The organism is Pseudomonas sp. F007 (assembly GCF_057814275.1).
The window spans coordinates 274,491-285,960 of record NZ_JBVATA010000006.1; the positions used below are offsets into that span (position 1 = coordinate 274,491).

The 11,470-nt window shown below is 61.8% G+C and carries 9 protein-coding genes; 8 read left to right on the forward strand and 1 reads right to left on the reverse strand.

All coding sequences use genetic code 11. From position 1 onward, the window contains the following. The first annotated feature begins 51 nt into the window (after window positions 1–51). From ACZYR5_RS16700 to ACZYR5_RS16735, 8 genes are all read left to right on the forward strand, one after another. Window positions 52–1,542 (forward strand): gamma-aminobutyraldehyde dehydrogenase, encoded by a 1,491-nt coding sequence (locus ACZYR5_RS16700; RefSeq protein WP_489090201.1) that lies wholly within the window; start codon window positions 52–54, stop codon window positions 1,540–1,542. An 87-nt stretch (window positions 1,543–1,629) separates the two neighbouring features. Then, window positions 1,630–2,781, forward strand: a complete 1,152-nt coding sequence (ydcS, locus tag ACZYR5_RS16705) for a putative ABC transporter substrate-binding protein YdcS (RefSeq protein WP_489090202.1) — start codon at window positions 1,630–1,632, stop codon at window positions 2,779–2,781. Between the two features lie 233 nt (window positions 2,782–3,014). Beyond that, window positions 3,015–4,052, forward strand: a complete 1,038-nt coding sequence (locus ACZYR5_RS16710; RefSeq protein ID WP_489090203.1) for an ABC transporter ATP-binding protein — start codon at window positions 3,015–3,017, stop codon at window positions 4,050–4,052. A 1-nt stretch (window position 4,053) separates the two neighbouring features. Continuing rightward, complete coding sequence (locus ACZYR5_RS16715) at window positions 4,054–5,001, forward strand: ABC transporter permease (protein ID WP_489090204.1); 948 nt, start codon at window positions 4,054–4,056, stop codon at window positions 4,999–5,001. After that, window positions 4,991–5,815, forward strand: a complete 825-nt coding sequence (locus ACZYR5_RS16720; RefSeq protein WP_489090205.1) for an ABC transporter permease — start codon at window positions 4,991–4,993, stop codon at window positions 5,813–5,815. The genes ACZYR5_RS16715 and ACZYR5_RS16720 overlap by 11 nt, the downstream gene beginning before the upstream one ends. A 176-nt stretch (window positions 5,816–5,991) precedes the next feature. After that, on the forward strand, window positions 5,992–7,416 hold the full coding sequence (locus tag ACZYR5_RS16725) for a gamma-aminobutyraldehyde dehydrogenase (RefSeq protein WP_489090206.1): 1,425 nt from the start codon (window positions 5,992–5,994) through the stop codon (window positions 7,414–7,416). Window positions 7,417–7,596: 180 nt separating this feature from the next. Then, window positions 7,597–9,081 carry an APC family permease gene (locus ACZYR5_RS16730; protein ID WP_489090207.1) on the forward strand — a complete coding sequence of 495 codons (1,485 nt, stop codon included), beginning with the start codon at window positions 7,597–7,599 and terminating at the stop codon, window positions 9,079–9,081. 60 nt (window positions 9,082–9,141) lie between these two features. After that, window positions 9,142–11,004: an NAD(P)-binding protein gene (locus ACZYR5_RS16735; protein ID WP_489090208.1), complete on the forward strand. Its 1,863-nt coding sequence runs from the start codon at window positions 9,142–9,144 to the stop codon at window positions 11,002–11,004. Window positions 11,005–11,065: 61 nt separating this feature from the next. On the opposite strand, the gene ACZYR5_RS16740 is transcribed toward ACZYR5_RS16735, so the two are convergent. Beyond that, a complete protein-coding gene (locus ACZYR5_RS16740) occupies window positions 11,066–11,251 on the reverse strand; it encodes a hypothetical protein (RefSeq protein ID WP_489090209.1) in 186 nt (61 codons plus the stop codon). Window positions 11,252–11,470 lie beyond the last annotated feature (219 nt).

Genomic DNA, 11,470 nt, shown 5'->3' on the forward strand with positions numbered 1-11,470 from the left:
TAGTCTTTGTCCATCTATAAGACGGTCGGGCCCCCAGTCACAGGGAGCACCATGGCCACACAAGAAAAGAGAACCCGCAAAATGCCCGGCACGCAGACCCCGTTGTTCACCAACTTATTGATCGATGGTGAATTGGTTGCCGGCCAGGGCTTTGTCGAGCCGATTCTCAATCCGGCCACTGGCGAAGTGCTGACCCAGATTGCCGAAGCCAGCAGCGAACAAGTCGAAGCGGCGATTCTCGCAGCCCACCACGCCTTCCCGGCCTGGTCGCGGACCACCCCGCAACAGCGCTCGAACATTCTCCTGAGCATTGCCAATGCCGTGGAAAAACACGCCGACCTGCTCGCCCGCCTCGAGTCGCTGAACTGCGGCAAGCCCCTGCACCTGGCGCGCCAGGACGATCTCAGCGCAACGGTCGATGTGTTCCGCTTCTTTGCCGGCGCCGTGCGCTGCCAGACCGGCCAGCTCAGCGGCGAATACCTGCCCGGCTACACCAGCATGGTGCGCCGCGACCCGATTGGCGTGGTGGCCTCGATCGCCCCGTGGAACTACCCGATCATGATGGCCGCGTGGAAAATCGCCCCGGCCCTGGCCGCCGGCAACACCCTGGTGTTCAAGCCTTCGGAACACACCCCGTTGTCGATCCTCGCGCTGGCGCCGATGCTCGCCGAGATCCTCCCGCGCGGGGTGATCAACATTATCTGTGGCGGTGGCGAGGGCGTTGGCAGTCACCTGGTCAGCCACCCGAAGGTGCGCATGGTCTCGCTGACCGGCGACATCGTCACCGGGCAGAAAATTCTTCAAGCAGCAGCCAAGACGCTCAAGCGCACCCACCTGGAACTGGGCGGCAAAGCGCCGGTGATCGTTTGTAACGACGCCGACCTGCAAGCGGTGATCGAAGGCGTGCGCAGCTACGGTTATTACAACGCCGGGCAGGACTGCACGGCGGCCTGCCGGATCTACGCCCAGGCCGGCATCCACGACAAGCTGGTGGCGGAACTGGGCGCCGCGGTCAGCAGCCTGCGGTTTGCCGGCAAGCGCGACGCCGACAACGAAATCGGCCCGCTGATCAGCACCCGCCAGCGTGACCGCGTCGCCAGCTTCGTCGAACGCGCCCTCGGTCAGCCACACATCGAACGCGTGACCGGCGCGGCGGTGCACTCCGGCGCCGGCTTCTATTACCAGCCCACCCTGCTGGCCGGCTGCAAGCAGAGTGACGAGATCGTCCAGCGCGAAGTGTTCGGCCCGGTGGTCACCGTGACCCGCTTCGACGAACTGGAGCAGGCGGTGGATTGGGCCAACGACTCGGAATACGGCCTGGCCTCTTCGGTCTGGACCCAGAACCTGGACAAGGCCATGCAAGTCGCCGCGCGCCTGCAATACGGCTGCACCTGGATCAACAGCCATTTCATGCTGGTCAGCGAAATGCCCCACGGCGGCTTGAAGCGCTCGGGCTACGGCAAAGACTTATCCAGCGATTCGTTGCAGGACTACAGCGTGGTGCGGCACATCATGGCGCGTCACGGCAATGATCTGAAATAACACAACTAAGCTAATAACGAGCCAAAAGGCCAGCAACCCTGCTTGAAACAACTGCCCCGACCATAATTTAAAGAAGAGGGAATTCCCATGTTCGCGCACAAGACCGCACTGCTCAGTGCAATCACCACCGCGCTGCTGGCCAGTGCCAGTCTCCAGGCCGCCGAACCGGCGACAGCCGTTGGTGCCGGCGAAGGCCAACTGGATATCGTGGCCTGGCCTGGCTACATCGAACGGGGCGAGAGCGACAAGGCCTACGACTGGGTGACCGGTTTCGAGAAGGAAACGGGCTGCAAGGTCAACGTCAAGACCGCCGCCACTTCCGATGAAATGGTCAGTCTGATGGCCAAGGGCGGCTACGACCTGGTGACCGCGTCCGGCGACGCCTCGTTGCGATTGATCGTCGGCAAGCGTGTACAGCCGATCAACACCGCGCTGATCCCGAACTGGAAAAACCTCGACCCGCGCCTCAAGGATGCGCCGTGGTACGTGGTCAACAAGCAGACCTACGGCACTCCTTACCAGTGGGGCCCGAACGTGCTGATGTACAACACCAACGTGTTCAAGACGCCACCCACCAGCTGGAACGTGGTGTTCGACGCGCAGAACCTGCCGGACGGCAAGCCGAACAAAGGCCGCGTGCAGGCCTATGACGGCCCGATCTACATCGCCGATGCGGCGCTGTTCCTCAAGAGCACCAAGCCGGAACTGGGGATCCAGAACCCCTACGAACTGACCGAAGTCCAATACAAGGCCGTGCTCGACCTGCTGCGCGCGCAGCAGCCGTTGATCCACCGCTACTGGCACGACACCACCGTGCAAATGAGTGACTTCAAGAACGAAGGCGTGGTGGCTTCCAGCGCCTGGCCGTATCAGGTCAACGGCCTGATGAACGAGAAACAGCCGATCGCCTCGACCATCCCGAAAGAAGGTGCCACCGGCTGGGCCGACACCACCATGCTGCACGCCGAAGCCAAGCACCCGAACTGTGCCTACAAGTGGATGGACTGGTCGCTGCAGCCGAAAGTCCAGGGCGACGTCGCGGCCTGGTTCGGCTCCCTGCCAGCGGTCCCCGCGGCTTGCCAGGGCAGTGAGCTGCTGGGCGCGGAAGGCTGCAAGACCAACGGTTTCGACCAGTTCGAGAAGATCGCCTTCTGGAAAACCCCGCAGGCTGAAGGCGGCAAATTCGTGCCGTACAGCCGCTGGACCCAGGACTACATCGCGATCATGGGCGGCAGGTAACCCCGCCCTCTGTAGGAGCGAGCCTGCTCGCGATTGACGGCGTGTCAGTCAACACAAGGTTGGCAGAACAAACGCTTTCGCTGGCAAGCCAGCTCCTACAGTTATCCGCGCATCCCCTGTAGGAGCTGGCTTGCCAGCGAAGAGCGCAAAGCGCTCGTCTCTACCGATTCAGATTTTTCAGAAGTCCAGGCAGGGCCGCTGCGACGGCCTTCGCCTTTTTGGAGCACCGCACCATGACGCTTGCAGTCCAGTTCACCAACGTTTCCCGTCTTTTCGGCGAAGTGAAAGCCGTAGACCGGGTTTCCATCGACATCCAGGACGGCGAGTTTTTTTCCATGCTCGGCCCCTCCGGTTCGGGCAAGACCACTTGCCTGCGGCTGATCGCCGGTTTCGAACAACCGAGTGCCGGTTCCATCCGCATCCACGGCGAAGAAGCAGCGGGCCTGCCGCCCTATCAGCGTGACGTCAACACCGTGTTCCAGGATTACGCCCTGTTCCCGCACATGAACGTGCGAGACAACGTCGCCTATGGCCTGAAGGTCAAGGGTGTTGGCAAGACCGAACGCCTGCAACGCGCTGAAGAAGCCCTGGGCATGGTCGCCTTGGGTGGCTACGGCGACCGCAAGCCGGCGCAACTGTCCGGCGGCCAGCGTCAGCGCGTGGCCCTGGCTCGCGCACTGGTCAATCGTCCGCGAGTGTTGCTGCTCGACGAACCGCTGGGTGCGCTGGACCTGAAGCTGCGCGAGCAAATGCAGAGCGAGCTGAAAAAGCTCCAGCGCCAGCTCGGCATCACCTTTATTTTCGTGACCCACGACCAGACCGAAGCGCTGTCGATGTCCGATCGCGTGGCCGTGTTCAACAAGGGCCGCATCGAACAGGTCGACACCCCGCGCAACCTCTACATGAAACCGGCCACCAGCTTCGTCGCCGAGTTCGTCGGCACCTCCAACGTGATTCGTGGTGAACTGGCGCAGCAATTGAGCGGCAACCCGCAAGCCTTCTCGATTCGCCCGGAACACGTGCGTTTTGCCGACGGCCCGCTGGCCAGCCATGAAGTCGAAGTCAGCGGCCTGCTGCACGACATTCAATATCAGGGCAGCGCCACCCGCTACGAACTGAAACTGGACAACGGCCAGACCCTGAACATCAGCAAGGCCAACAATCAGTGGCTGGACACCAGCGCGCAGCACCAGACCGGCCAGCGCATCAGCGCGCGCTGGGCACGCGAGGCAATGACGCCGTTGCATGACACTGCCGTGGGCGGGGTGTGAGATGAACAGCGCAACAATGACCCCTACAGCCACAGGCGGCTCGCCGCTGCGCAGGTTGTCCAACCTGCTCTATCGCCGACCCAATCTGTACCTGTCGATGCTGCTGGTACCACCGCTGATCTGGTTCGGCGCGATCTACCTCGGCTCGCTGCTGAACCTGTTGTGGCAAGGCTTCTACACCTTCGATGACTTCACCATGGCGGTCACCCCTGACCTGACCCTGGCCAACTTCGCCGCGCTGTTCCAGCCGTCGAACTTCGACATCATCCTGCGCACCCTGAGCATGGCCATCGTGGTCTCGATCGCCAGCGCCTTCGTCGCGTTTCCGATCGCCTACTACATGGCGCGCTACACCACCGGCAAGACCAAGGCGTTTTTCTACATCGCGGTGATGCTGCCGATGTGGGCCAGTTACATCGTCAAGGCCTACGCCTGGACCCTGCTGCTGGCCAAGGGCGGCGTGGCGCAATGGTTCGTCCAGCACCTGGGGCTGGAGCCGCTGCTGCAATTCGTGCTGGGGATTCCCGGGGTCGGCGGCAGCACCTTGTCGACCTCGCACCTGGGGCGCTTCATGGTGTTCGTCTACATCTGGCTGCCGTTCATGATCCTGCCGATCCAGGCCTCGCTGGAACGCCTGCCGCCCTCGCTGCTGCAAGCCTCCGCCGACCTCGGGGCGAAACCACGGCAGACCTTCATGCAGGTGATCCTGCCGCTGTCGATCCCGGGGATCGCCGCCGGTTCGATCTTCACGTTCTCGCTGACCCTGGGTGACTTCATCGTGCCGCAACTGGTGGGCCCGCCCGGTTACTTCGTTGGCAGCATGGTCTACGCCCAGCAAGGTGCGATCGGCAACATGCCGATGGCCGCCGCCTTCACCCTGGTGCCGATCGTGCTGATCGCCATCTACCTGTCCATCGTCAAACGTCTGGGGGCCTTCGATGCACTCTGATTCTTCATCTCAAGGGCAGGCTTCCCTGGGCCTGCGCATAGCAGCCTGGGGCGGGTTGGTGTTCCTGCACTTCCCGATCCTGATCATCTTCCTGTACGCCTTCAACACCGAAGACGCCGCGTTCAGCTTTCCGCCCAAGGGCTTCACCCTGAAGTGGTTCAGCGTCGCGTTCTCGCGCCCGGACGTGCTCGAAGCGATCAAGCTCTCGGCACAGGTCGCCGCCATCGCCACCCTGATTGCCATGGTCCTCGGCACCCTGGCCTCGGCCGCGTTGTACCGGCGTGACTTCTTCGGCAAGCAAGGCATCTCGCTGATGCTGATCCTGCCGATCGCCCTGCCCGGGATCATCACCGGTATTGCCCTGTTGGCGACGTTCAAATCCCTGGGCATCGAGCCGGGCATGTTCACCATCATCGTCGGTCACGCGACCTTCTGTGTGGTGATCGTCTACAACAACGTCATCGCCCGCCTGCGTCGCACCTCCCACAGCCTGATCGAGGCCTCAATGGATTTGGGCGCCGACGGCTGGCAGACCTTCCGCTACATCATCCTGCCGAACCTCGGCTCGGCGTTGCTGGCCGGCGGCATGCTGGCGTTTGCCCTGTCGTTCGACGAAATCATCGTGACCACCTTCACCGCCGGTCACGAGCGCACCTTGCCACTGTGGCTGCTCAACCAGCTCAGCCGCCCGCGGGACGTACCGGTGACCAACGTGGTGGCCATGCTGGTGATGCTGGTGACCATGCTGCCGATTCTCGGCGCCTACTACCTGACACGCGGCGGTGAAAGCGTGGCGGGGAGTGGTGGGAAGTAGGCCAGAAATAACTGAAAACAATCCCCCCAGTAGGAGCGGGCATGCCCGCGAAGGTCGTGATAGCACCGCGATTCGTCTGGATGCACGCGTGATCGTTGACGACCTTCGCTGGCAAGCCAGCTCCTACAGGAGGCCGGCTTGCGCAGAACAACAACAGCTTCGAAGAGGACAAGAACATGCAAACCAAACTTTTGATCAACGGCCAACTGGTCGCCGGCGAAGGCGCCGCCCAACCGGTATTCAACCCGGCCCTGGGCCGAGTCCTGGTGGAAATCAATGAAGCCAGCGAAGCCCAGGTCGATGCCGCCGTACGTGCCGCCGATGCGGCGTTCGACAGCTGGTCGCAGACCCCGCCCAAGGATCGCTCGCTGCTGCTGCTTAAACTCGCAGACGCCATCGAAGCCAACGCCGAAGAGCTGGCCAAGCTGGAATCGGACAACTGCGGCAAGCCGCTGAGCGCAGCGCTGAATGACGAGATCCCGGCGATTGCCGATGTGTTTCGCTTCTTCGCCGGCGCCAGCCGTTGCATGAGTGGCATGGCCGGTGGCGAGTACCTGCCGGGGCATACCTCTATGATCCGCCGCGACCCGGTGGGCGTGATCGCCTCCATCGCGCCGTGGAACTACCCGCTGATGATGGTCGCCTGGAAAATTGCCCCGGCCCTGGCCGCCGGTAATACCGTGGTGCTCAAGCCCTCGGAACAAACCCCATTGACCGCCCTGCGCCTCGCCGAATTGGCGTCGGAGATTTTCCCGGCAGGTGTGCTCAATCTGGTATTCGGTCGCGGGCCAACCGTCGGCAGCCCGCTGGTGACTCACCCGAAAGTGCGCATGGTGTCGCTGACCGGTTCGATTGCCACTGGCTCGAACATCATTTCCAGCACCGCCGACAGCGTCAAGCGCATGCACATGGAACTGGGCGGCAAGGCGCCGGTGATCATCTTCGACGACGCCGACATCGACGCGGCGGTCGAAGGCATTCGTACCTTCGGTTTCTACAACGCCGGCCAGGACTGCACCGCTGCCTGCCGCATCTACGCCCAGGACGGGATCTACGACAGGTTCGTCGAGAAGCTCGGAGCGGCGGTCGCCAGCATCAAGTACGGCCTGCAGGATGACCCAAGCACCGAGCTCGGCCCGCTGATCACCGCCCAGCACCGCGACCGTGTCTCCGGTTTCGTTGAACGCGCCGTGGCGCAACCGCACATCCGCCTGGTCACGGGTGGCAAGACAGTCGAAGGCAATGGTTTCTTCTTCGAACCAACGGTGCTGGCCGACGCCCAGCAGGACGACGAAATCGTCCGCCGCGAAGTGTTCGGTCCGGTGGTATCGGTGACCCGTTTCAACGATGAAGCCCAGGTTCTCGGTTGGGCCAACGATTCGGACTACGGCCTCGCCTCTTCGGTGTGGACCGCCGACGTCGGCCGCGCCAACCGCCTCGCCGCTCGCCTGCAATACGGCTGCACTTGGGTCAACACCCACTTCATGCTGGTCAGCGAAATGCCCCATGGCGGTCAGAAACTGTCCGGCTATGGCAAGGACATGTCCATGTATGGGCTGGAGGACTACACCTGTGTGCGGCATGTGATGTTCAAGCATTAAGAAGGGGTTCGCTGCGATGCGGCGAAGATGTCCCCCCGGTTTCAAGGCAGAAACCGGCAACAAGCACCACCAGGCTAGCGACACAAAACAACAATAACCCCCGATCCAGGCGACGCCTCCCAAGGCGCCGCCTCGGCTTCGGCCATCCGAAATCTGCCGATTTTCCGGAGCAACTACGCCATGAGTGCACTACCCGAAATGTCTGCAAGCGCCGCCGACAGCGATGCCGAGCAGCTACGCCGACTGGGCTACACCTCGAACTTCAACCGCAGCATGAGCCTGTGGGAAAACTTCGCCCTTGGCTTCACTTACCTCTCCCCAGTCGTAGGGGTTTATACCCTCTTCGGCCTGTGCCTGGCCGCAGGCGGGCCGCCGATGTTCTGGGCGTATTTGCTGGTGGGCTGCGGCCAACTGCTGGTGTGCCTGATCTTCGGTGAAGTGGTTTCCCAATTCCCGATCTCCGGCGGCGTCTATCCCTGGGCTCGGCGCCTGGTGGGCAAGCGCTGGGCGTGGATGGTCGGCTGGATCTACTCCATCGCCCTGTGCGTGACCATCGCTGCAGTGGCCGTTGGTGCCGGTCCGTACCTGGCCGCGATGCTCGGTTTTGAACCGAACAACAACACCAACATCGTCATTGCCCTGGTGCTGACCCTGTTCGCCACCCTGGTCAACCTCAGCGGCACCAAAGTGCTGGCGCGAATCGCCATGTTCGGTTTTCTCTGTGAGCTGATCGGCGCGGTCATCGTCGGTGTTTACCTGCTGATTTTCGAACGTCACCAACCCATCAGCGTGCTGTTCAACACCTTCGACATCAGCGTCGATGGCTCCTACCTGCCGGCCTTCCTCACCGCTTCGCTGGCCGGGATGTTCCTGTATTACGGCTTCGAAGCCTGCGGTGACGTGGCCGAGGAAACACCGAACCCGAGCAAGAAGATTCCGGTGGCCATGCGCATGACCATCTACATCGGCGGCATCGCCGCGATGTTCGCTTGCCTGGCGCTGATTCTCGCGGTACCGGACATGCAGGCAGTGATCAACGGCACCGACAAAGACCCGGTAACCACCATCCTCAACAACGCTTTCGGCCCGGTGGGTTCAAAAGTGGTGATGGGCGTGGTGATGATTTCCTTCATCTCCTGCGTCATCAGCCTGCAAGCGGCGGCCAGTCGTCTGCTGTACTCCTACGCCCGTGATGAGATGGTCATCGGCAGCAGCCTGCTCAAACGCATCTCGCCGACTACTCAGGTGCCAGTCGCGGCGCTGTTCGTGTCAGGGGTGCTGCCGGCGCTGATCATTGTCCTCGGCTTCTTCCTGCAGGACGCGGTTGCCACCATCGTCAGCTTCGCCGCCATCGGTATCTACCTGGCCTTCCAGATGATTGTCCTCGCGGCGCTCTATGCCCGCGCACGCGGCTGGAAGCCCAGCGGCAAATTCACCCTGGGAGCCTGGGGCCTGCCGGTGAACATCGGCGCGCTGGTCTATGGTGTCGGAGCGATCGTCAACATGGCATGGCCACGCACGCCGGATGCGCCGTGGTTCATCAACTACGCAATGGTCTTGAGCACCGCCATCGTGATTGGCCTGGGCCTGCTCTACATGTGGCTCGGCAAACCGTACGACCACGGCACCGCACCTTCCGGGGATGCCTGGAAAGTCAGCCGGTAACGACAACGCCCTGGCCGGTGAAGACGGGTCAGGGCGACTAAAAACCAACAAGGATTGAACATGGATATCACCCGCCGCGACTTCCTCAACGGCGTCGCCGTCACCATCGCCGCCGGCATGACGCCGCTGCAGATTCTCCAGGCCGCCCCGGATGGACGCTACTACCCACCGGCCCTCACCGGCCTGCGCGGCAGCCACGTCGGCTCGTTCGAACTGGCGCACCAGATGGGCTGGGAGAAAAAAGTCTTCGACACCGATGCCCTGCCAATCAGCGAGGACTATGACCTGGTGGTGGTCGGCGGTGGCTTGAGCGGGTTGTCCGCCGCCTGGTTCTACCGTGAGAAACATCCAAAAGCGCGGATCCTGATTCTGGAAAACCACGACGACTTCGGCGGCCACGCCAAGCGCAATGAATTCTCCGCCGGTGGCCGGATGATCATCGGCTACGGCGGCAGCGAGGCCTTTCAGTCGCCCAACCATCTCTACAGCAAGGAAGTGAACGGTCTGCTGAAAAAACTCGGGGTCGACATCAAGCGCTTTGAAACCGCCTTCGACCGCCAGTTCTATCCGGGCCTGGGCCTGTCGCGCGCCGTGTTCTTCGACAAGGAAAACTTCGGCGAAGACAAACTGGTCACCGGCGACCCGACGCCGATGGTGGCCGACGACATCGCGCCGGACCAACTGCACGCCCGCAGCATCGAAGCCTTCATCAACGACTTCCCCCTGCCGCAGTCCGACCGCGATGCGTTGATTGCCCTGCACAGCGCACCGAAGGATTACCTGGCGGGTAAATCCACCGAGGAAAAAACCGCGCACCTGGAAACCACCAGCTACCGCGATTTCCTGCTCAAGGATGTCGGCCTGTCGGAACAGGCGGTGAAGTACTTCCAGAGCCGCACCAACGACTTCATGGCCCTGAGCATCGATGCCGTGGCCGCGTACGACGCCTACAACGTCGGCTTCCCCGGTTTCAGTGCGATGAATCTGGAGCCGATCAGCGAAGAAGCCCTGGCGGAAATGGAAGAGCCCTACATCTACCACTTCCCCGACGGCAACGCGTCGCTCGCACGCCTGCTGGTGCGCAGCCTGATCCCGGCGGTCGCCCCGGGTCACACTATGGACGACATCGTCCTCGCGCCGTTCGACTACGCCAAACTCGACCAGGCGAAAACCCCGGTGCGCATTCGCCTCAACAGCACCGCGGTCAGTGTGCGCAACGTCGGCAACGGGGTGAACATCGGCTACAGCCGTGGCGGAAAATTGAGTCAGGTGCGCGGCAAGCACTGCATCATGGCCTGCTACAACATGATGATTCCGTACCTGTTGCGCGACCTGTCGAAGGAGCAGGCCCACGCCCTGAGCCAGAACGTGAAATTCCCGTTGGTGTACACCAAGGTGGTGATCCGCAACTGGCAGTCGTTCCAGAAGCTGGGGGTGCATGAAATCTATGCGGCTACTCAACCCTACAGCCGGATCAAGCTCGATTACCCGGTCAGCATGGGCGGTTACAAGCATCCCAGGGACCCGACGCAGCCGATCGGCCTGCATATGGTCTATGTGCCCACCAGCCCCAATAGCGGCATGAACGCCCGCGACCAGGCGCGTGCCGGCCGGGGTCGACTGTATGGCCAGACCTTCGAGGCGCTTGAGGCACAACTGCGCGATCAGTTGCAGCGCATGCTCGGCCCGGGTGGGTTCAACCAGGAGACCGACATCCTGGAAATCACCGTCAACCGCTGGTCACACGGCTATGCGTACTTCTCCAACAGCCTGTACGACGATGCCGATGAGAGCGAGAAGCTGATGGAACTGGCGCGTCAGCCGGTGGGCAAAGTCAGCATCGCCAACTCTGACGCTGCCTGGAGTGCCTACGCCCATGCGGCGATTGATGAAGCCCATCGTGCGGTAGGAGAAATCGGCTGACCAACGCCGTACTGTCTCTGCCTCGCCAAGAACATTGGCGAGGCAGGATCGGGAAACAACCTCAAAACCGCGAAATGCTGCGCATCGCGTCCACCAGATAGCGCATGGCAATCCGGTCACTTTCGGACAATTCCCGGTAGTGCTCCACCAGCCTTCTCTCCTCATTACTGAGCCGACGTGCACCGCACACGCCGCTCACCCCCAGGAACATCCCCAGCCACTCGATAATGCGTTGCGCTTTTGCCATGGACGAATTCCTTCTGAATCTGGATAAAAACGCCGACTGCCGCGTCGGTCATGAGCCTAAGAATAGGGAGAAAAAACGCTTCGAGAAGGGTTTTTAGAGTAATTAGTCAAATAAATAAAAACGCTTATTTAAAACGCCATATCGGTCATTCAGAACTACATACAAGGCTGTAGGAAATCCCCTCGACCTGTAGGAGCGAGCTTGCTCGCGAAAAACGTC